At 62.6% G+C, this 20,404-nt stretch carries 23 protein-coding genes; 10 read left to right on the forward strand and 13 right to left on the reverse strand.

The window, feature by feature from the left end; genetic code table 11:
• Positions 1-86: 86 nt before the first annotated feature.
• The 5 genes from cysB to MnOB_RS05885 all read right to left on the reverse strand — a co-directional run bounded on the left by cysB (position 87) and on the right by MnOB_RS05885 (position 4,128).
• The gene (gene cysB / locus MnOB_RS05865; RefSeq protein WP_077522944.1) at positions 87-1,061 is read right to left on the reverse strand and encodes an HTH-type transcriptional regulator CysB; all 975 of its coding nucleotides are present in this window, start codon (positions 1,059-1,061) and stop codon (positions 87-89) included.
• Between the two features lie 119 nt (positions 1,062-1,180).
• Positions 1,181-1,681 (reverse strand): universal stress protein, encoded by a 501-nt coding sequence (locus MnOB_RS05870; protein ID WP_077522945.1) that lies wholly within the window; start codon positions 1,679-1,681, stop codon positions 1,181-1,183.
• A 188-nt stretch (positions 1,682-1,869) separates the two neighbouring features.
• Positions 1,870-2,775: a 5'-nucleotidase gene (locus tag MnOB_RS05875; RefSeq protein ID WP_077522946.1), complete on the reverse strand. Its 906-nt coding sequence runs from the start codon at positions 2,773-2,775 to the stop codon at positions 1,870-1,872.
• Positions 2,776-2,787: 12 nt separating this feature from the next.
• Positions 2,788-3,741, reverse strand: coding sequence for a putative 2-dehydropantoate 2-reductase (locus tag MnOB_RS05880; RefSeq protein ID WP_077522947.1), 954 nt, complete (start codon positions 3,739-3,741; stop codon positions 2,788-2,790).
• Positions 3,742-4,128: a YbbN family protein gene (locus MnOB_RS05885; protein WP_077522948.1), complete on the reverse strand. Its 387-nt coding sequence runs from the start codon at positions 4,126-4,128 to the stop codon at positions 3,742-3,744.
• On the opposite strand from MnOB_RS05885, the gene MnOB_RS05890 reads away from it, so the two are divergent.
• Together MnOB_RS05890 and MnOB_RS05895 are read left to right on the forward strand one after the other, a co-directional pair.
• Complete coding sequence (locus MnOB_RS05890; RefSeq protein WP_077522950.1) at positions 4,127-4,537, forward strand: PilZ domain-containing protein; 411 nt, start codon at positions 4,127-4,129, stop codon at positions 4,535-4,537. The genes MnOB_RS05885 and MnOB_RS05890 overlap by 2 nt on opposite strands.
• 167 nt (positions 4,538-4,704) lie before the next feature.
• Positions 4,705-5,778: a 3-deoxy-7-phosphoheptulonate synthase gene (locus tag MnOB_RS05895; RefSeq protein WP_077522968.1), complete on the forward strand. Its 1,074-nt coding sequence runs from the start codon at positions 4,705-4,707 to the stop codon at positions 5,776-5,778.
• 59 nt (positions 5,779-5,837) lie between these two features.
• Here the strand turns inward: MnOB_RS05895 and MnOB_RS05900 are convergent, their stop codons facing one another.
• Positions 5,838-6,122 carry a GNAT family N-acetyltransferase gene (locus tag MnOB_RS05900; protein ID WP_077522986.1) on the reverse strand — a complete coding sequence of 95 codons (285 nt, stop codon included), beginning with the start codon at positions 6,120-6,122 and terminating at the stop codon, positions 5,838-5,840.
• A gap of 18 nt (positions 6,123-6,140) precedes the next feature.
• Positions 6,141-7,415: a hypothetical protein gene (locus tag MnOB_RS05905; RefSeq protein ID WP_077522988.1), complete on the reverse strand. Its 1,275-nt coding sequence runs from the start codon at positions 7,413-7,415 to the stop codon at positions 6,141-6,143.
• 451 nt (positions 7,416-7,866) lie between these two features.
• On the opposite strand from MnOB_RS05905, the gene oprI reads away from it, so the two are divergent.
• Positions 7,867-8,118 (forward strand): outer membrane lipoprotei OprI, encoded by a 252-nt coding sequence (oprI, locus tag MnOB_RS05910; protein WP_003448337.1) that lies wholly within the window; start codon positions 7,867-7,869, stop codon positions 8,116-8,118.
• A gap of 172 nt (positions 8,119-8,290) precedes the next feature.
• Here oprI and MnOB_RS05915 read toward each other — a convergent pair whose 3' ends face one another.
• The 3 genes from MnOB_RS05915 to MnOB_RS05925 form a co-directional block, all read right to left on the reverse strand.
• Positions 8,291-9,253: a L,D-transpeptidase family protein gene (locus MnOB_RS05915; protein WP_077522990.1), complete on the reverse strand. Its 963-nt coding sequence runs from the start codon at positions 9,251-9,253 to the stop codon at positions 8,291-8,293.
• A gap of 73 nt (positions 9,254-9,326) precedes the next feature.
• Complete coding sequence (locus MnOB_RS05920) at positions 9,327-9,608, reverse strand: hypothetical protein (RefSeq protein WP_077522992.1); 282 nt, start codon at positions 9,606-9,608, stop codon at positions 9,327-9,329.
• Between the two features lie 56 nt (positions 9,609-9,664).
• Positions 9,665-10,270 (reverse strand): arylesterase, encoded by a 606-nt coding sequence (locus tag MnOB_RS05925; protein WP_077522994.1) that lies wholly within the window; start codon positions 10,268-10,270, stop codon positions 9,665-9,667.
• 10 nt (positions 10,271-10,280) lie between these two features.
• Between MnOB_RS05925 and MnOB_RS05930 the strand changes: the two genes are divergently transcribed.
• The 3 genes from MnOB_RS05930 to greB are packed head-to-tail and all read left to right on the forward strand — an operon-like array spanning position 10,281 to position 14,000.
• Positions 10,281-10,964 (forward strand): ABC transporter ATP-binding protein, encoded by a 684-nt coding sequence (locus tag MnOB_RS05930; RefSeq protein WP_077522996.1) that lies wholly within the window; start codon positions 10,281-10,283, stop codon positions 10,962-10,964.
• On the forward strand, positions 10,964-13,468 hold the full coding sequence (locus MnOB_RS05935; RefSeq protein ID WP_077522998.1) for an ABC transporter permease: 2,505 nt from the start codon (positions 10,964-10,966) through the stop codon (positions 13,466-13,468). Before MnOB_RS05930 ends, MnOB_RS05935 begins: the two co-directional genes overlap by 1 nt.
• Positions 13,469-13,502: 34 nt before the next feature.
• A complete protein-coding gene (gene greB / locus MnOB_RS05940; RefSeq protein WP_077523001.1) occupies positions 13,503-14,000 on the forward strand; it encodes a transcription elongation factor GreB in 498 nt (165 codons plus the stop codon).
• A 21-nt stretch (positions 14,001-14,021) separates the two neighbouring features.
• On the opposite strand, the gene MnOB_RS05945 is transcribed toward greB, so the two are convergent.
• Positions 14,022-14,330, reverse strand: a complete 309-nt coding sequence (locus MnOB_RS05945; RefSeq protein ID WP_077523003.1) for a hypothetical protein — start codon at positions 14,328-14,330, stop codon at positions 14,022-14,024.
• A gap of 197 nt (positions 14,331-14,527) precedes the next feature.
• Here MnOB_RS05945 and thpR point away from each other — a divergent pair, with 197 nt between their 5' ends.
• The 3 genes from thpR to MnOB_RS05960 all read left to right on the forward strand — a co-directional run bounded on the left by thpR (position 14,528) and on the right by MnOB_RS05960 (position 17,306).
• Positions 14,528-15,058 (forward strand): RNA 2',3'-cyclic phosphodiesterase, encoded by a 531-nt coding sequence (gene thpR / locus MnOB_RS05950; protein WP_077523005.1) that lies wholly within the window; start codon positions 14,528-14,530, stop codon positions 15,056-15,058.
• 210 nt (positions 15,059-15,268) lie between these two features.
• A complete protein-coding gene (locus MnOB_RS05955; protein ID WP_077523007.1) occupies positions 15,269-16,213 on the forward strand; it encodes a triacylglycerol lipase in 945 nt (314 codons plus the stop codon).
• Between the two features lie 55 nt (positions 16,214-16,268).
• A complete protein-coding gene (locus MnOB_RS05960) occupies positions 16,269-17,306 on the forward strand; it encodes a lipase secretion chaperone (RefSeq protein WP_077523009.1) in 1,038 nt (345 codons plus the stop codon).
• Positions 17,307-17,353: 47 nt separating this feature from the next.
• On the opposite strand, the gene MnOB_RS05965 is transcribed toward MnOB_RS05960, so the two are convergent.
• Both MnOB_RS05965 and MnOB_RS05970 read right to left on the reverse strand, forming a co-directional pair.
• On the reverse strand, positions 17,354-17,788 hold the full coding sequence (locus MnOB_RS05965) for a DoxX family protein (RefSeq protein WP_077523011.1): 435 nt from the start codon (positions 17,786-17,788) through the stop codon (positions 17,354-17,356).
• A gap of 101 nt (positions 17,789-17,889) precedes the next feature.
• Positions 17,890-19,311, reverse strand: a complete 1,422-nt coding sequence (locus MnOB_RS05970) for an MltF family protein (RefSeq protein WP_077523013.1) — start codon at positions 19,309-19,311, stop codon at positions 17,890-17,892.
• 233 nt (positions 19,312-19,544) lie between these two features.
• Between MnOB_RS05970 and MnOB_RS05975 the strand changes: the two genes are divergently transcribed.
• Positions 19,545-20,351, forward strand: coding sequence for a TatD family hydrolase (locus MnOB_RS05975; protein WP_077523015.1), 807 nt, complete (start codon positions 19,545-19,547; stop codon positions 20,349-20,351).
• Positions 20,352-20,404: the final 53 nt, after the last annotated feature.

The raw sequence follows: 20,404 nt of genomic DNA on the forward strand, positions 1-20,404 counted from the left end.
CTGAAAATCAAGGCCGCCTTCCCCGGGAAAGCGCGATGAACCATAAAAAAGCCCGGCATCCGCCGGGCTTTTTCTTGCCGTATCCCTTAGTAGGTCGGCAGCTCCACGTCGTGGAACAGTTCATCCAGCTCCGCCTTGTTATGGCACTGCACGGCGCGAGCCTGGACGTCGCGGGTCAGGTGCGGGGCGAACTTCTCGATGAAGTCGCACATGAAACCGCGCAGGAAAGTACCGCGACGGAAGCCGATCTTGGTCACGCTCGCCTCGAACAGTTCGCTGGCGTCCAGCACCACGAGGTCGCTGTCGAGCTTGGGGTCCACCGCCATTTTCGCGACGATGCCAACGCCCAGTCCCAGGCGAACGTAAGTCTTGATCACGTCGGCGTCGGCCGCGGTGAAGACCACCTTGGGAGTCAGGCCGCGATGGCTGAACGCCTCGTCCAGTTTGGAGCGCCCGGTGAAACCGAACACGTAGGTCACGATGGGATGTTCGGCCAGCGCTTCGAGGGTCAGCTTGGGCAACTTGGTCAGTGGGTGGCCCTGAGGAACGATGACGCAGCGGTTCCAGCGGTAGCACGGCATCATCACCAGGTCACCGAAGAACTCCAGGGCTTCGGTGGCGATGGCGAAATCGACGGTGCCATCGGCAGCCATCTCCGCAATCTGCATGGGCGTGCCCTGGTGCATGTGCAGGGCGACATCCGGGTACTGCTTGATGAATCCACCGATCACCGGCGGCAGTGCATAGCGCGCCTGGGTGTGGGTTGTGGCGATGGACAGGGTGCCTTTCTTCTCGTTGGAGAACTCCTGGGCAATCTGCTTGATGCTTTCGACCTTGCGCAGGATTTCGCCCGCGGTGGTGATGATGCGCTCACCGGCCGGAGTGACACGGGTGAGGTGCTTGCCGCTACGAGCGAAAACCTCGACGCCCAGCTCGTCTTCCAGCAGACGGATCTGCTTGCTGATGCCCGGCTGCGATGTGTAGAGACTTTGGGCAGTAGCGGACACGTTAAGGTCGTGGTGCGCTACTTCCCAGATGTAGCGCAATTGCTGGAGCTTCATAGGCAATCCTCAAAGCGATTACGCCGCAGGATGTCGGCGGCGTTTATAACCATATTAATGGTTTGCTGAATAAAACTAGACGTTTTTTTGCGCTTTGCACAACCAGCGACCAGCGGTGATCAGAAGTCGTTGTGTCCGCGATGCTGGAGCATCGGCACCAGATACACCGGCACCTCGGAAAGCTGCACCAATCTGGCAGCCGTACGACCCAGCGGTGTATCCAGCGAAGTCCCGTGGCTGTGGCTTCCTACGACGAGGAGGTCCACGGATAGCTTCTGCACTTCTTCGAGAATGACCAGCGGCGGGTCCCCCTGGACCACCCGTACCGCGCGGATCATGTCCAGGTCCTGGACGGCCTCGCCCATCTCATCGCGAAATCCTTCCAGCACCCGCTGCTCGATACTCGACATCACGGTGCCCAGCCCCTTGGCCCGCAGCTCCTTCAGGGTGTCGTCGTCCAGATAGGTTTGCAGCACCGATTCGGCGAACAGCCCGAGGGGCTCCACCGCATGGACTACGTACAGTTGGGCGTTGTAGGCGCGAGCAAGAGACAGGGCGTGTTGCAGAACATATGGGGCATAGAGACCGAGGTCCGTGGCATAGAGAATGGAGCGAATCATGAGGCCTCCTACCGCCTTGCATGGCTGGCCTCACCAGAGCTTAGGTTCTGTACGAAAAGTCGTCGAGCGATGGTCAGGCGAGGAAAAAATCGCTGAGGAAGCGGAGTTAACGAGCTGCTAATGAGTATTCCGAAGCGATTTTTGACGACGCATCGCCGATGCGCAGGCAATTTTGGCGCAGAACCTGGTCACAACTGCGATTCGTTGCTCACGCCATGCGGCACGTGCCCGGTAGCCACTACGTCGCGGGCTTTTTCGCAGTGCCCGGCCTGATCGTCGAAGAACACATCCGCACCGAAGGTTTCGAGAATCGCGGCCTTTTCCAGCCCACCCAGGAAGAAGGACTCGTCCAGCCGGATATCCCAATCGCGAAGAGTACGGATAACCCGTTCATGTGCCGGTGCGGAGCGCGCGGTTACCAGCGCCGTGCGAATCGGGCAGGCCTCCGGCGGGAACTCCTGCTGCAGCCGGTTAAGCGCCGAAAGGAAGGGTTTGAAGGGGCCACCGTCCAGTGGTTCGCGCGCCGAATCGCGCTCGTGGGCCTGGAAAGCCTCAAGGCCGCCAGTCTGGTAGATGCGCTCGGAATGGTCGGAAAACAGCACCGCGTCGCCATCGAAGGCAATGCGCAACTCGTTGCTCGCGGCGCGGCGCGGTCCTCCAGAGAGGATGGTGGCTGCGGCGTATCCGGTTTGCAGGGCGCGACGCACATCTTCGGCATGGGTAGACAGGAACAGGTGACAACCAAAGGCGCGCAGATACGGCTCGGGACTGCGCCCTCCGACAAAGGCCGCGCGGGATATGCCGAGGCCGTAGTGCTGGATGGAATTGAAGGCCCGCAGCCCGGTGTCAGCGCTGTTGCGCGACACCAGGATGACCTCCACCCGCTGTTGGCCCAGTTGCTCGTTCAAGCCAAGCAGCTTCTCCACCAGCGGATAGGCATCCCCAGGCGCGAGCACTTCATCTTCATGGTCGATCTGGTATTGGCGGTAGGCCTCTATGCCTTCCGCCTCGTAGACCCGGTGGCTTTCGTCGAGGTCGAACAGCGCCCGCGAAGAGATTGCCAATACCAGCTTGTCACCCAGCCCCTTGCCCATGAAGGTCCGCCCTCAGCCCTGATTGCGTGCGTCGATGAAGCGTAGCGCCTGATAGAGCGCACGGATACGCGGCATCTCGAAGCCAATGGCTGCAGCCGCGGCCAGAGGGGCTTCATAGATGGCACCGAGTTCAAGCGGGCGCTTCTGTGCGAAGTCGTGATACATGCTCGGCAGGTAGTTGGGCATGCGATCGGTAGAAGCCAGCAGCTTTGCAGCGAAGTTATCCGGAATGCGATGCCCGATGGCGGTCGCCGCGTCCACCACTTCCTGCATGATCGCCTGGATCAGTGCGCGCGTATCGGCGTTGCCCATGAGCGCGGTGGTGCCGGCATCCAGGAGCACCGACAAGCCGTTGTAGGGCACGTTCCACACCAGCTTCTGCCAGCGCGCCTGGTCCAGGTTGGCGACCGCCGCGGAATCGATGCCAGCAGCCTTGAACAGACCAGAGCCCTCCTCCGTCAGCGCCTGACGTTCAGCGTCGCCAACCGCCGGACCGGAGTGGTAGCCGAGGTTCACCGCACCCAGGGACTGGTGCTCGATCACGCCCGGCGCCGAGCGGTGGACGCAGATGTAGCAGAGACCACCAAGCAGATGCAGCGAGCTTGGCAGCAGCCGACGGAGTTCGTCCTCCACCGCCAGGCCGTTCTGCAGCAGCACCACTTTCGCGCCCGGCGCTGCAGCCTGGGCAATGGCCGGCGAGAGCGCGGCATTGCTGGTGGTCTTGGCACCTACCAGCAGCCAGTCGCAAGGCGGCATGTCAGCGGCATCACGGTAGGCCTGGACAGGGAACAGCGCCTGGGCGCCATGCACCGCACTGTTCAGTTGCAGGCCACGCGCGGCCACGGCGTCGTATTCGCTGCGCAGCAGGAAGTGCACATCAAAGCCGGCACGCGCCAGCATCACACCATAAAAGCCGCCAATGGCGCCGGTACCGATAATGCCGATACGCGGTTTGCTCGTACTCATTTAAGGAAGCTCCTCTGCCGGCCGGGCCAAGGCCCGCTCCAGGGACTTTGTCAGATCGTCGCGCCGCAGGCTGGAGTGCAGCGCGCCATGGAAGTTGCCATCTTGAACCACGAATAACGCAGGCAGGTGGAATACCTCATAGCGCTCGACCAGCCCACCATTATTGCCGGCATCGATCCAGCACAATCGGTCCACCGGCAGGCCGGCTCCCGGCAGATGCCCGCGAGCCCAGCGACAACTGGCGCAGCCGATACTGGTGAATATCACCAGTGAAGTGCCGGGCAGGTCGAGCAGACGGCGATCGGCATCGAGGTCGGTCAGTTCCACCTCGGGCACTATAGTGTCTGGTGCGATGCCGGGTTCGAGGCATCTGGAGTTCGCGGTCATGCGTCAATTCCTGCGTCACCCCACGGAGATGCCCGTGGAGCTGGTTCCGCGCAAGGGCAGGCACATGCCCCCGCAGCGGCTGCACGATATCAGCCTGGGTGGGGTGGCATGCAACTCCGTCCGGGCGTTCCGGCGCGGCACCTCCATCGAACTGTGCATCCCGCTGCTGGGCGACCAGGCACGCTTTTCCGGGACCGTCGCCTGGTGCCGCAAACAGGTCGACGACTACATGATCGGCATCGCGTTCACCGATGAAGAAAACATGTTCCGCGCACGCATGGTCGAGCAGATCTGCCTGATCGAACAGTACCGCAAGCAGCGCGAGGAGGCGGTTGGCCATGCCCTCGCGCCGGAAGCGGTGGCGCAGGAATGGATCACCCTGCACGCAGCCGACTTCGCCCCTGTCTGAATTCGTGCAAATTCCACGTTCGGCGCATGCATTCGCCATTGTCGAGGTTACGTGGAAAGCGTTAAGGTTCCCGTCCCCGCCGCGTTTTTACTGCTGTGCTCTCCGCCAAACGGGGATCGCTGGCGGCCTGCACCCGTGACCTGACGACCTGAACGATGAAAAGCACGATGGCTGATTTACAGATCGACGACCTTAACGTTGCCTCCAACGAGACCCTGATCACGCCGGAGCAGTTGAAGCGCGAAATTCCGCTGACCGATGAAGCCCTGGGCACCGTAGCCAATGGCCGCCAGGTGGTCCGCAATATCCTCGATGGCAAGGACCATCGCCTGTTCGTGGTCGTGGGCCCCTGCTCCATTCACGACATCAAGGCCGCTCACGAGTATGCCGATCGCCTGAAGGTCCTGGCTGCCGAAGTGTCCGATACCCTCTTCCTGGTGATGCGCGTGTACTTCGAGAAGCCGCGCACCACCGTCGGCTGGAAAGGCCTGATCAACGACCCGTACCTCGACGACTCCTTCAAGATCCAGGACGGCCTGCATATCGGCCGCCAGCTGCTGCGCGACCTGGCCGAAAAGGGCCTGCCCACCGCCACCGAAGCCCTGGACCCGATTTCCCCGCAGTACCTGCAGGACCTGATCAGCTGGTCAGCCATCGGCGCACGTACCACTGAATCCCAGACTCACCGCGAAATGGCTTCCGGCCTTTCGTCAGCGGTCGGCTTCAAGAACGGCACCGACGGCAGCCTGACCGTAGCGATCAACGCCCTGCAATCGGTTTCCAGCCCGCACCGTTTCCTCGGCATCAACCAGGAAGGTGGCGTGTCCATCGTCACCACCAAGGGCAACGCTTATGGCCACGTGGTTCTGCGCGGCGGCAACGGCAAGCCGAACTATGACTCGGTCAGCGTCGCCATCTGCGAACAGGAACTGACCAAGGCTCGCATTCGGCCGAACATCATGGTCGATTGCAGCCACGCCAACTCCAACAAGGACCCCGCCCTGCAGCCGCTGGTGATGGACAACGTCGCCAACCAGATCCTCGAAGGCAACAACTCCATCGTCGGCCTGATGGTGGAAAGCCATCTGGGCTGGGGCAGCCAGTCGATCCCGAAAGACCTCGACCAGCTGAAGTACGGCGTTTCCGTTACCGACGCCTGCATCGACTGGGAAGCCACCGAGAAAGCACTGCGCAGCATGCACGCCAAGCTCAAGGATGTGCTGCCCAAGCGCCAGCGCTGATCGAAAGCTGGAAACGAAAACGCCGGGCAATTGCCCGGCGTTTTTCTTTGCGCTTCAGCTCAGCCGTTGCGCTGGGCCTGACGCTGACGTCGCTCGATATAGCGTTCGACGTAGGAGCAGGATGGGATCACGGTATAACCATGATCCTCGGCATATTCCAGGGCCGACTCGGTCAATGCTGCAGCAATCCCGCGGCCGCGCAGGACGTTCGGCACAAAAGTGCGATAGATGTCCAAAGTCTGTTTACCCAGGTCCATATAGGCCAGGTATGCACGATGACCTTCCACGGTGGTCTCGAACTGATGACCTGCCTGGTCATGGTGGATGGACAATGCCTCGCTCATCACTACTCCTCTGAGGATCTAAAACCTTACGCGTACCTTATCGATCTTTTCCAGCCGAAGGAACATCTCTGCCGTGCCGGAGCCGAACTGCACGCTGAGGTACGCCTTCCCGTTCTCCACCTTGTGTAATACACCCTGGTAATAGGCGCCATCGAAGGTGATGAACTGTAGTCGCTTGCCGGCATAACCCGGCAGGTCGGCAACATTGACGAACTCATACTGCTGCACGGCACGTCCGTCGCCATCGTTTTCCGGTTCTGCGGTGACCTTCTCCATTGCAACTTGCTCATTGCGCGCTGCCGAGGGGTCAACCCAGGTGAATTCGACCGGCTGGACCAACTCCTGGTTCACCAATACCGCCGGACGCAGCATGGCAACCACATCCTTGGCCTCGAAGAACTGCAGGCCATCCCACGCCATGCCTTCGCTCGGGGTGAGTTCGACGCGAAGCGACTGCGGGTCCTTCAGGTAACGCCCATAAGCATCCAGCATCGATTGCCCGAGGGCGACCTTCTGGCTCCGCAGTACGGTATCGAACTGCTGAACTGCGCTCTTCAGGTACACATCCGGCGTCTGACCGAGTTTACCGGCGCAGAACTGCTGCACCTTGCGCTGGTACTGGTTGTCGTTCAACTCGAAGATCACGCTGGAGAGTTGCGGCGGATTGACCTGCAGGTCGCCCGGCTTCTCCGACATGTTAGACAACGACAGGTTGAGACGCACCTCGCCCATGTCCCGGGTGTCGGAAGTCAGGTTCAGGTTGAGTTTCTGCGCCCCCGGCTGGAACAGATAGGAGAACTCGACGTCGGATTCGAGGGTGCGATAGCCCATTTCCAGGAGTTCGTCAGTGCCGATATTGCGCACTGTGCCGCACGCCACCTCGCTCATTGCAGTGAATACACTGCGCTCGGCCGGAGCATTGTACAGCTGCTGCATGAACGGCCCGTGCACTTCCAGCGCCATGCCCTTCAGGCTGAGCGCCATCTGTTCGGGAAACTTGCCCTCGGCAAGGCGCTCCTTGAAACTGAGGAGTTCGCGCAAGCTCTTGAACTTCAGTTCAGCCTGCTGCACGTGGAGGCTATCTCCCATGACCGGGACGCGAAGTTGAAGGTTCTCGAGGCCAACTCGGCCATCGAAGGAAGAAGTAATGCCGCCATAGGTGATATCCACCATCGGCGACAACTTGCTGATTGCGTCATCCATGATCGATCTGACCGACCACCAGAGTGACAACTTGATGATCAACCCCACGGCCAGAACCGAGAGCACTCCCCACTTGAGAATCTTCGACATAGTGACGTCCTTGAAGTCTGCGCTTCGCTACGGATATCGGAAGCCGTGCAAGCTTATCAGCGGCCCACAGGCACTACTACGGCCGCTCTTTGTATAGAGAGTGATAATTCACGGTTCTCGGAAAAAGTTCCCTTTTCAATGCACGATTTGCGCATGAATGCCCTTGTCCGGGCTCGAGGTAACGCTTGTCAGATTATGGGAGGGAAACGACCCAGAGCGCTGGGCAGGGCCTACACTTGGAATTTCGACTGATCAAAGAACAATCAGCCTGACCGTTTTTTGATCAGCGACCTCGTTAGTTGCTCGTGAACTAGCCGGCAAGCTGAAAAAAATGTGCCTGCCTTGCACAAGGTCAGTTTACTTACTACAAGTTATGGGTAGTATGTACGCCGGCTAATTTCCCAAGCTCGGGGAATTGCTTTATGGAAATGTCCACCTTAAGGGGAACACGATGAACAACGTTCTGAAATTCTCTGCTCTGGCTCTGGCCGCAGTTCTGGCCACCGGTTGCAGCAGCGTATCCAAAGAAACCGAAGCTCGTCTGACTGCGACTGAAGACGCAGCAGCTCGCGCTCAAGCCCGTGCTGACGAAGCCTACCGCAAGGCTGACGAAGCTCTGGCCGCCGCTCAGAAAGCCCAGCAGACCGCTGACGAGGCTAACGAGCGCGCCCTGCGTATGCTGGAAAAAGCCAGCCGCAAGTAATAGCTCTCGGGCTATAGAGCCGATCCAGTTCGCTGGGTCGGCTTTTTTATTGCCCGCACTTTCTGCCCTTCTGTTCCGAGTTACTTTCAAACGCCGCTGCATCGCCAATTCACGGGCAAAAGAAAAGCCCGCTGGCGAATCGCTCAGCGGGCTTCCTTGAAACGACCGGCGCTTACAGCTCGGTATTGGGAATAGTGGCCGCAACCGCCGAGTTGGGCTCGGCAATTTCTACCGGCAGGCCGTCCTCGGCCGCGACTACTTCGCGCACCACATCCCAATCCAGGCGGATGGTGTTGACCAACTCTTCACGCTTGAGCAGCGCGTTGATCACAGCAGTGTGCTTGTCCACTACGGACGGATCGCCATGATCATCCAGCGGGGCATGGGCTTCCAGGTAGACCTTGCCGCCGCTCACGCCGAACTTGTAGGGCTCGTTGATGATGCGAACCGGAGTGCCCACCGGCGCCATGGCAGCCAGTGCCAGAACGTTGTTGTTCAGCATGCGGAAGCAACCGTGGCTGACGCGCATGCCGATGCCGAACTTCTTGTTCGAGCCATGAATCAGGTAGCCCGGTACGCCCAGTTTGAACTTGAACGGCCCCAGGGGATTGTCCGGGCCCGGCGGCACCATGGTCGGAAGCGGATCGCCATCGGCTGCATGCTCTTCGCGGATCGACTTCGGCGGATACCAGGCCGGATTGGAGGTCTTGGCGGTGATGGTGGTGTGCGCGATGGGCGAACCCCAGCCTTCACGACCGATGCCGAGCGGATAGGTATGCACCACGTTCTGCCCTTTCGGGAAGTAGTACATCCTGTACTCGGCAAGGTTGATCACGATGCCTTCGCGCGGCCCGGCCGGGAGGATGTAGCGGGTCGGCAGGATGACCTCGGTGCCCGCACCGGGCAGCCAGGGATCGACGCCAGGGTTGGCGGCAACCATTTCCAGGTAACCCAGGTCATTGGCTACACCGATATCGGCGAAGGTGTCTTCGTACTTGGCCTTGATCACCTGGACCTGGCCGACGATATCTTCGCCGGGCGGCGGCAGGGGCAGCTCAAGGGCTACGACAGGGCCCGCCACCAGCAGGGACGCTAACGACAGGGAGCGGGCGACGGCTGTAAAGCGCGGCAACATCCGGGAATCCTTGGCAAATTGACTGATTAAAAGACTCAGAATTCTACACCGGCGCGCGCCGCGCCGGGAGCCCTCAGGCCTCCGACCAGACCGAGTGCTGCCCCTTGCGGTGTGCATCGAGGGTGGAACGGCAGTTGGAGCACAGCCGCCGATCACGCAGCAACTCCTGCTCCAGACTACTCCAGCGCGGCTGCGCCGGCAGCAAACCGCCGCAAAGGGTCCGATCCGCGAAGCCGTCCAGTTCCAGCTGTCGCGCCACCAGGTGCAGGCGAATCTCGCGGCAAGCGAACAGGTCGAGTTGCTCGTCGGGCTCAATGACTTTGTAGCCAAACAGGGACCAGGCGGGGCGCGGCATGGAGGACTCCAGGGAGGGTGCGCAACATTAGCCGAAAGCGAGCCTCGGGAAAAGCGTCAGAGCATGGGTTCCAGCGTCGGCCAGAGGTTGTCCAGCAGCCTTGGCTGGGCCTGCGCGCGAGGGTGAAGGCCATCGGCCTGCATCATCTCCGGCACGCCCCCGACCCCATCGAGGAAGAAGGGCACCAGCGGCACCTGTTTTTCTGCTGCCAGGCTGTTATAGACGTTGGCAAACGCCGTCGTATAGCGCACGCCGTAGTTGGGCGGTAGACGCATGCCGAGCAGCAGCACGGATGCACCCTGCGCCTTGGCGCTGTCGATCATGGCGGCAAGATTCTGTTGCAATTGCGCAGGTGGCTGGCCACGCAGTCCATCGTTGCCGCCAAGCTCTATGATCACCAGCTCCGGCTTGTGTTCGGCCAGTAGCGCCGGCAGCCTGGACAGCCCGCCGGCACTGGTGTCACCGCTGATTGAGGCATTCACCACACGCTGTTCGTAACCCTTTTCGGCAAGGCGTTTTTCCAGCAGCGAGACCCATCCCTGGCTGGATTCCAGCCCGAAAGCAGCGCTGATACTATCGCCGACGACCAGCACGGTCCCCGCCATGGCCTCCTGCGCCAACAGCAACAGTGACAGGCAGCCGCCCAACAACCAGGCACGCATTGGATTCTCCATGAGCGCAAGCATTCTCGATGCGCGGAACCTTAGCAAAGTGGTTCCCAGCGCGGAAGGCGAGCTGACCATCCTTCACGACCTCTCCTTCGACCTCGGCAAGGGCGACAGCCTGGCCATCGTCGGTAGCTCCGGGTCCGGTAAATCCACCCTCCTCGGCCTGCTCGCCGGGCTCGACCTGCCCAGCGCCGGCGAGGTGCACCTGGCTGGCCGCGCCCTGTCGAGCCTGGACGAAGACCAGCGAGCGCGGGTGCGCGCCGAGCATGTCGGTTTCGTCTTCCAGTCATTCCAGTTGCTGGACAACCTCAACGCCCTGGAAAACGTCATGCTGCCGCTGGAACTGGAAGGCAACCGCGATGCGCGCTCACGTGCCCGTCACCTGCTCGAACGGGTCGGCCTGGACCAGCGCCTCAGCCATTACCCGCGCCAGCTCTCCGGTGGCGAACAGCAACGCGTCGCCATTGCCCGCGCCTTTGCCGCCGAACCCGATGTGCTGTTCGCCGACGAGCCCACGGGCAACCTCGACAGCCACACCGGCGAGCGCATCAGCGACCTGCTGTTCCAACTCAACCAGGAGCGCGGCACCACCCTTGTGCTGGTGACGCACGACGAACGCCTCGCCCATCGCTGCCGCCGACTTATCCGTCTGGAAGGCGGACGCCTGGTCGAACAGGTGGAACCCTGATGCGACGCCTGCCACTCGCTCGCCTGCTGACAATGGCCGCCCGCCAACTGTGGCGCGACACCCACAGCGGCGAGTTGCGGGTGCTGTTCTTCTCCCTGCTGGTAGCCGTAGCCGCCAGCAGCGCCATCGGCTACTTCAGTGCCCGCCTTAATGGCGCCATGCTACTGCGTGCCACGGAATTCCTCGGCGCCGACCTCCTGCTCAGCGGCTCGTCACCGGCCAGCGCCGAGCAAGTCGAAAGCGGCATCCGGCTGGGCCTGAAACATGCCAGCGCGGTGGAATTCTCCAGCGTTATCGCCACCGACAACGGTATCCAGCTCTCCAGCGTCAAGGCCGCCGACGCAGCCTATCCGCTGCGCGGCGAATTGAAGAGCGCCGCACAGCCCTATGGCGAGGAGACCACCGGTAGCGGTCCGAAAGCGGGTGAAGCCTGGGCGGAGGCGAGGTTGTTCGCAACGCTGGACCTCAAGCCCGGCGACAGTATCGATGTCGGGCAGAAAACCCTGCGCCTGACGCGCGTGCTCACCTACGAACCCGACCGTGCAGGCGACTTCTACAGCCTCACCCCACGGGTACTGATCAGCCTGGATGACCTCGATGCCACCGGCATCGTGCAACCCGGTAGTCGGGTGCGATACCGGGAACTGTGGAGCGGTTCGCATGAAGCGCTGGCGCAGTACCGAACGGAGATTGAACCTAACCTGGCAGCGCACCAGCGCATGGAAGATGCCAGACAAGGCAATCGCCAGATCGGTGGAGCCCTCGGTCGCGCCGAACGCTACCTGAACCTGGCCAGCCTCGCCGCCGTATTGCTCTCCGGCGTCGCCGTGGCGCTGTCTGCGGCCAGATTCGCCGCGCGTCGTTACGACGCTAGCGCCCTGCTACGTTGCCTTGGCCTGTCGCGCCGCGAAGCCCTCTTTCTATTTGGTCTGCAACTGGCTCTGCTGGGGTTGCTTGCCAGTGCACTGGGCGCCCTGCTCGGCTGGCTGGCGCAGGTCGTGCTGTTCGAATTGCTGGGCGGACTCCTGCCCGCGGTGATTCCTGACGGCGGCCTCGTACCCGCGCTGGCCGGGATCGCCACTGGCCTGCTCGCCCTGGGCGGCTTCGCACTCCCGCCATTGGCTGCACTGGGCCGGGTGCCGCCCTTGCGCGTCCTGCGCCGTGACCTGCTGCCGCTGCCCCCAAGTGCCTGGCTTATATATGGCGCGGCATTGCTGGCCCTTGGCCTGATCATGTGGCGACTGAGCCTGGACCTGAAACTGACGCTCGCCCTGCTCGGTGGCGGCTTGATCGCGGCCCTGCTGCTGGGCGGCCTGCTGCTGGCCGGATTGAAGGGGCTGCGCAAGGTCCTGGCCAACGCCGCCCTGCCCTGGCGACTCGGCCTTGGCCAACTGTTGCGCTACCCACTGGCGGCGGCCGGCCAGTCCCTGGCCTTTGGCCTGATTCTGCTGGCCATGGCGCTGATCGCATTGCTTCGGGGCGAACTGCTGGATACCTGGCAGAACCAGCTACCCGAGAACGCGCCCAACCATTTCGCCCTGAACGTGCTGCCGGCTGAGAGAGACGCCTTCGCCAGCCGCCTCGCCAGTCTGTCGCCGCATCCTTCTCCGCTTTATCCGGTAGTGCCCGGCCGACTCACGGCCATTAACGGAGAAGCGGTACGCCAACTGGTGAGCAAGGACTCCCAGGGGGAACGTGCCGTGCAGCGCGACCTCAGCCTGACCTGGTCCGCCGAACTACCCGGCGACAATCGCCTGGTAGCCGGGCATTGGTGGAGCGACCTGGGCAAATCCGCCCTGCCAGGTGTTTCCGTCGAATCCAAACTTGCCGAAAGCCTTGGCCTCAAGCTGGGCGACAAGCTCAGCTTCAGCGTCGGCGGCCTGCAACGCGACGCCGAGGTAACCAGCCTGCGCGAGGTGGATTGGGACAACTTCCAGCCGAATTTCTACATGATCTTCGCGCCGGACACCCTGTCCGACCTTCCCGTCACCTACCTCACCAGTTTCTATCTGCCACCGCGCCACGACCGCGATCTGGTGGAGCTGTCCCGTGCCTTCCCGGCGGTGACGCTGTTGCAGGTGGAAGCCATCCTCGCGCAGCTGCGCAGCATCCTCGCCCAGGTCACCCTGGCAGTGGAGTTCGTGCTGCTTTTCGTCCTCGCGGCCGGCCTGGCCGTACTGTTCGCGGGTCTGCAATCCACGCTGGACGAGCGCATCCGCCAAGGCGCCCTGTTGCGCGCCCTGGGCGCCGAGCGCCAGTTGCTGCTGAAAGCCCGTCGCGCGGAGTTCGCCCTGCTCGGCGCCTGCAGCGGCTTGCTCGCTGCACTCGGCTGCGAACTGGTCAGCGCCCTGCTCTATCGCTTCGCCTTCGACCTGGATTGGCAACCCCACCCCTGGCTGCTCCTGCTGCCATTGCTGGGTGCCCTGCTCGTGGGTTCGGCAGGCGTGATGGGGACGCGTCGCGCGCTCAACGCCAGCCCACTGACGGTCCTGCGCGAAGCTTGATAGGCTTCGCTTTCCGAAACCCCGCAGGACCGTCATGAGCCGTTATCGCCCGCCACGCACCGCCGGAACCCCTCTAATCACCCCGGAAGGTGAGGCAAAGCTGCGCGCCGAGCTTCATGAGCTGTGGCATGTACGCCGCCCCAAGGTCACGCAATCCGTGAGTGAAGCGGCCGCCCAGGGCGACCGCTCCGAGAACGCCGAATACACCTACGGGAAGAAGATGCTGCGGGAGATCGACAGTCGCGTTCGCTTCCTCACCAAGCGCCTGGAAAACCTCAAAGTGGTGCGCGAGCGTCCGAGCGATCCCGACAAGGTCTACTTTGGCGCCTGGGTCACCCTGGAAGACGACGATGGCGAGCAGGCTCGCTACCGCATCGTCGGACCTGACGAATTCGACCTGAAGCAGAACCTCATCAGCATCGACTCCCCCCTTGCCCGTGCGCTGGTGGGAAAGCCGCTGGACGCCGAAGTCCGGGTCAGCACCCCAACCGGGGAAAAGACCTGGTACGTCGTAGAGATCGATTATCCGTAGATCAGCGGTCGAGCCGGCCGGTCAGCGCCGAGTGATCAGTCCCTGCCGCGCCACCCGCACCAATTGGCCGAGTACCTCCGGCAACTCCTGGGCAGATGGCGTCTGGATCACGGCCATGTCGAAGCTGTCGCTGGCGAAGCGAGCCAATGACTCGCCTTCGCGAGCGAACTGGATCAGGAAGTTGCGCGGACGGCCCCAACGTTTGGGCCAGCCTTCGAGATAGCGCAGGAGCGTTGGCTGGTGCGAGCCGCCAAGCAGGATTCGGGGATTGCGCAAAACCAGCCCGGTGGTGATCGGGGCTAGTCGGAGCAGGGGTTGGGGACAGGTCATGGTGTCATGTCTCCGCCTCGTGGGGTCCCGCTGGGCAGCGGTGAGAGGCGACACCGAACCAGCGTTTTAGCGGTATTTGGAAGCCTCTGAAGACTTCTGCGCCCCGCAAGTAGCTGACTAAATCGGCGCATGGGGCGACATCCTAGAGAAGCCCGCGCAATACTGTCAAGGCGACCACCACGCCTTGCGAGACGCCCATGAGCACCCCGCCCCTGCGCCTGTTCTTCGCCCTTCCCTGTTGCCCGCAACTGGCCCACGACATTGCCGATTGGCGCACCCGGAACCCTGTTGACGGTAAACCCGTGGCGCCCGACAAGCTTCACCTCACCCTCGCCTTCCTCGGCTCGCAACCCCGTGGCCAGGTGGAAGCCCTGGAAGCCCTGGCGACCAGCCTCGAACCGAAGGCGTTCACCCTGCACCTGGATCGCCTGGCGCGCTGGAAAAACGGCCTGCTGTATCTGGCACCCAGCCGGATACCGCCCGCACTGATCGAGCTGGAACGCGACCTGCGCGAGCAATTGCTGGGCGCCGGCTTCACTCTGGAGACCCGCCCCTTCAAGCCTCACCTGACGCTGGCTCGCCACTGCCCGCGACTTCCCGCGGCCAGCACCCCAACCTTCGATTGGCCAGCCACGGAATTCGCCCTCTTCGCCTCGGAAAACACAGCCAGGGGCACCCGTTATCGCGCGCTCGGACACTGGCCGTTGCGGCCTTCGACCCCAGCCTGACGTTTCGGCGAGTAACAGGAAACTGGCCGACATCTTAGGGTGAACGGATGTAAACATCCGCGAAAAGCCCAACCCAGAGCACTCGCTTGATATTCGCCCCGAATGGCATGGTTCCTGCGCTCCGCCCTGCCTGAAGTGCACGCCCAGGAAGGGCGTGGCCACGCCAGGGAAAGCAGTCAGGCCCTCCCACGCACAACATCGAGAGCGCACATGAAGAACAACAAGACCCTGCTCGCCCTTTGCCTCGCCACTGGACTCGCTGCTTCCGCGCAAGCCCAGGCACTCTGGTTCGGCTCCAGCGGCTATACCCAGACCCGCTACCCGATCGTCCTGACCCACGGCATGCTCGGATTCGACAGCATCCTGGGCGTCGACTACTGGTACGGCATCCCCTCTGCCTTGCGCAGTGATGGCGCCCGCGTCTATGTCACGGAAGTCAGCCAGTTGAACACCACCGAAGCACGCGGCGAAGAGCTGCTTGAACAGGTGGAAGAGATCGTCGCCATCAGTGGCAGCCCCAAGGTCAATCTGATCGGTCACAGCCATGGCGGCCCGACCATTCGCTATGTGGCAGCGGTGCGCCCGGATCTCGTCGCCTCCGCCACCAGCGTCGGCGCTCCCCACAAAGGTTCCGCCACTGCTGACTTCCTTCGCCAGATACCACCAGGCTCCGCGGGTGAAGTCATGCTGGCCGGCATCGTCAACGGCCTGGGCGCGCTGATCAACTTCCTATCCGGCAGCAACAGCGACCTCCAGCAGAACGCCCTTGGCGCATTGGAATCCCTCAACAGCCAGGGCGCGGCCGCGTTCAACGCACGCTTCCCGCAGGGCCTGCCGACCACGGCCTGCGGTGAAGGCGCCTATCAGGTCAATGGCGTGCGCTACTACTCCTGGAGCGGCACCAGTCCCCTGACCAACGTGCTGGATGTCAGCGACGGTCTGCTTGGCGCCAGCTCCCTACCGTTCAACGGCCAAGCCAACGACGGCCTGGTGGGACGTTGCAGTTCGCACCTGGGCAAGGTCATCCGCGACGACTATCGGATGAACCACCTGGACGAAGTCAATCAGACCCTGGGCCTGACGAGTCTGTTCGAGACGGACCCAACTACCGTCTATCGTCAACAGGCCAACCGGCTGAAGAACGACGGGCTTTGAGCCTGCTTCGCGGGGCCTTCGGGCCCCGCTTCTCTCCAGACTGCCGAGTGACCCCGTGAAAAGAATCCTGCTGCTGTTCCCTATCGCCTTTGCCGGCGCCCTGGCCATCCTGCTGCAATGGGGCGGCAAACCGGCCCCTGCCTCACCAGGCGTAGCGCCTCCGAAAGCCGTGACCGCAGCGCCCGCTCCCACCGCCGACGCCTTCCCCACTTCGCAGCCTCTGCAAAGCCCCCTGGCGGGCGCAACCAGCGTCGCGAAACAGCCCGGATCACTGGTGGGAACAGAAGTAGACGGCCGCTTCCACCTCGATACCGCCGGCAACCTGCTGATCACCGAAGACGTCCGGCGCATCTTCGATTACTTCCTCAGCACCCAGGGTGAAGAGTCGCTGGCCAACAGCATCCAGCGCCTCAGAAGCTTCATCGCCGAGCAACTGGAAACGCCGGCGCAAGGCCAGGCCCTGGCATTGCTCGACCAGTACCTGGACTACAAGCGTCAGCTGGTACAACTGGAGCGCGACCTGCCGCTGCTCGCCGACCTCGCCGCTCTGCGCCAGCGAGAAGCGGCCGTCCAGGCATTGCGCGCCCGCATCTTCAGCACCGATGCCCATCAAGCCTTCTTCGCCTCCGAGGAGGCCTACAACGCCTTCACCCTGCAGCGCCTGGCCATTCAGCGCGACGCCGACATGACCCCGGCCGCGAAGGCTGCAGCCATCGACCAACTACGCGCTGGCTTGCCGGAAGAGATGCAGGCCCTGGCCGCGAGCCAGTTGCAGGCCGAACTCAGGGTCCAGGTGGGGGCGCTCCAGGCATCAGGCGGCAGCCCAGAGCAGGTTCGTCAGCTCCGCCAGCAACTGGTGGGGGCCGAAGCAACGGCGCGGCTGGAGAACCTGGACCAGCAGCGCCTGCAATGGCAGCAACGGTTGCAGGCCTACCTGAAGGAGAAAGGCCGTATCGAGGCCAGCGAGGGCCTGAGCCAGAGTGACAAGACGGCTGCGATCAACCGCTTGGAGGAGGAAGGCTTCAATCCGCAGGAGCGCCTGCGCCTCCAGGCCGCCGCCGAGTTGGCAATGGCCAGGAAAAAGCAGCCATGAGACGCAAAAAGGCCCGCATGAGCGGGCCTTTTTTTCAACGTCCTGGCTCAGCTGGCCAGGTTGCGATCCAGGGACATCTTGCCGGCGCCTTCGACCAGCAGCGTGGCGCTGATCAGACCAAGGATCATGGCGTACTCGAAACCACCGTTGGTGATGAAGAAACCGCTGGCCCAGTGCACGCTGAAGATCGCCACGACCATCGCGACGATCAACGCCGCAGCGGCCGGACGCACCAGCAAACCGATTACCAGGGCCAGGCCACCAAAGAACTCGGCGCTACCGGCCATCAGGGCCATGAGGTAGCCGGGAGTCAGGCCGATGCTTTCCATCCACTGCCCAGTACCCGCCAGGCCATAACCACCAAACATGCCAAAGAGCTTCTGCGCGCCGTGCGCCATGAAAGTCAGGCCGGTGATGACCCGCAGCAGGGTGATGCCATAGCCGGCATTGGTGGCGAGGATGGATTTGATCGGGTTGCTCATCGAGGTGTTCCTTGTGTTGTGGGAGTCGATGAACACAAGCTTAGTAGAATTTTTTGATATTAAAACCGGAAAATTCTCACCCACATCATCGAATTGTTCGATTATTTTCGCGCCTTGCCAGCCTTTTTTGAAGGCTCCAATAGATAACGCTCGCGATCGAAGGCCAGGTAGTACTTGTTCACGCTGTTGACGTAGCTCACCACACCCATCCCGGCCTGTTCAGCAGCGATGCGTTCTACCTGGAAGAACCACTGGTTGGGATTCAGGCCCCGCCGCCGGGCTTCGGCGCGCATCCCCTGGACCCGTTGCGGGCCGAGGTTGTAGGCCGCGAGCACGAAGGCCATGCGCTCACGCTCATCGAGCTGGGTGCTGGAGAAGAAACTGCGACGCAGCTTGGCCAGATACCGCGCTGACGCCTGCACATTGTTGTCGAGCTTCTGGATGTTCCCCACCCCCACGCTGCTCGCGGCTCCCGGCGTGATCTGCATCAGCCCGGTGGCGCCGCCAGCACCCTTGGCGGCCGGATTCAGGCTGGACTCCTTATAGGCAAGTGCCGCAAGGCTGAGCCAGTCGAAGTCATGCTGGTCGGCGTAGCGCTGCAGCACCGGGCGCACGCGCTCGAGGCGCTGGCGCTCGGTGCGGGCAAGCGGGTTGTGAACCTTGTAGAGGCGCCGGTAGACGCGCTGGAACGCAGCATCCTGATCTTCAGGTGCGCGATACCCCGCGAGGAAACGGTCGACACTGGCCCGCAACGTCGGCGCATCCCGGCGAACGAACCAGGTCATGTCGCCCTGCCGGTCAAGCACCAGGTGCTTATCCAGGCGCAGCTTGGGCATCACCTTGGCCCATCGTTCGGCAATCGGTTGCTCCACGGCCGTCAGCGGGAAGATGCCGGCCTGGACCATTTCCAGCACATCTTCCACCGCCAGCGTCGAGTCGACCCACTCGATGACGATAGGGGCGAGCTTGCGCGCCGCGAGCTTCTCGTTCACCGGCCGCAATGCCTCACCCGCCGCGCTACCGACTGGCAGTGCAATGCTGCGGCCGGACAACTGCTCCAGGCGCTGATAACGACGCTGCCCCTGACGACTGACCAGCACCAGCGGCACATCCTTGCGCAGTGGCGCACTGGCGCTGATGTTGCTGCCGATGCCCTGGCTGACCAATTCCCCCGGCGCCACGAGGTCACCCTCGCCCCGCTGCAATGCAGCCAGCAACTGATCCTTGGCCTTCGGAATGATCTTCAGCTTGATTTCACGCCCGTCGCGGGCATTGCGATTGAGGTACTGCTGGAAGGCACGGATTCGGTGGTACTCGACGCCGACGGACTCGCCCTTGACCTCGCCGGAGCTGTTGCGGCTCTGGTTCACCAGCACCTTGAGCACACCGCTGCGGCGGATCTGTGCCAGGTCGCGCGCTTCGGCCGGCTGCTGCCAGACTTCCGGCGGCCCAGCCAGGCGAGCGCTGGCCGTGAAGGGCAACAGCGCCAGCAGGCAGAGCAGGAACAGCAGCGGTCGCGTCATCAATTCTCCAGGGACTGGGCGGGACGTCAGCGCGCACCCGAACGTGTAGAGTTGCTGCGCCGCGAAACCTTGGATGGCGAGCGAGGGGCGCGGAGAGTGTCACAGCTACGCGCCTGACGCCAGTCAAAGCGTGGTATTGACTTCAACATAAGGCGCCAAGTTCCTGTAAAGATTGGTTTTTTTAATTGTTTCGAGCATTGTTCAGCTGCTCTGTTCCAATCCGAGGTAGCACCATGCAACTCATCGACATCGGCGTCAATCTGACCCACCCCAGCCTCGCCCGCGATGCCCGCGCCCTGCTGGAGCGTGCCCAGGCCGCCGGCGTCCGCCAGATGGTGCTGACCGGCACCAGCCTGGATGACAGCGAAAAGGCCCTGCTCGTCGCCGAGCAACTGGATGAAAGCGGCCTGCTGCTGTTCAGCACCGCTGGCGTCCATCCCCATGAAGCAAGCGACTGGAACAGCGATAGCCAGCGGACACTGCGTGCACTGCTGGGCGAAGCACGGGTACGCGCAGTGGGCGAATGCGGCCTGGACTTCAATCGTGACTTCTCCCCACGCCCGCAACAGGAAAAGGCGCTGGAAGAGCAGCTGGCACTGGCCGCCGAACTGGGTAAGCCGGTGTTTCTCCACGAGCGCGACGCCGATGAACGCCTGCTGGCCATCGTGCGGCAGTTCCGCGATCAGCTCAGCGCCGCCGTCGTGCACTGCTTCACCGGCGAGAAGCGCGCTCTCTACGGTTACCTGGACCTCGACCTGCACATCGGCATCACCGGCTGGATCTGCGACGAGCGTCGCGGCACCCATCTGCACGCCCTGGTCCGTGACATTCCCCGTGGCCGGCTGATGCTGGAAAGCGATGCGCCCTACCTGCTGCCGCGCAGCCTGCGCCCCAAACCCAAGCATGGCCACAACGAACCGGCCTTCCTCACCGAAGTACTGCGGGAAGTTGCCGTGCATCGCGGCGAAAGCCCCGAAGAGCTGGCCCTCCACACGACCACCTGTGCTCGCGCCTTCTTCGGACTTCCGACCATCGACTGAAGCAGGCAATCAGATTCCTTCTTGATTCGGATCAACTCTGGTAGGAATCTTCC

It is taken from the genome of Metapseudomonas resinovorans, from assembly GCF_002003485.1.
Classification (GTDB): Bacteria; Pseudomonadota; Gammaproteobacteria; order Pseudomonadales; family Pseudomonadaceae; genus Metapseudomonas; species Metapseudomonas resinovorans_D.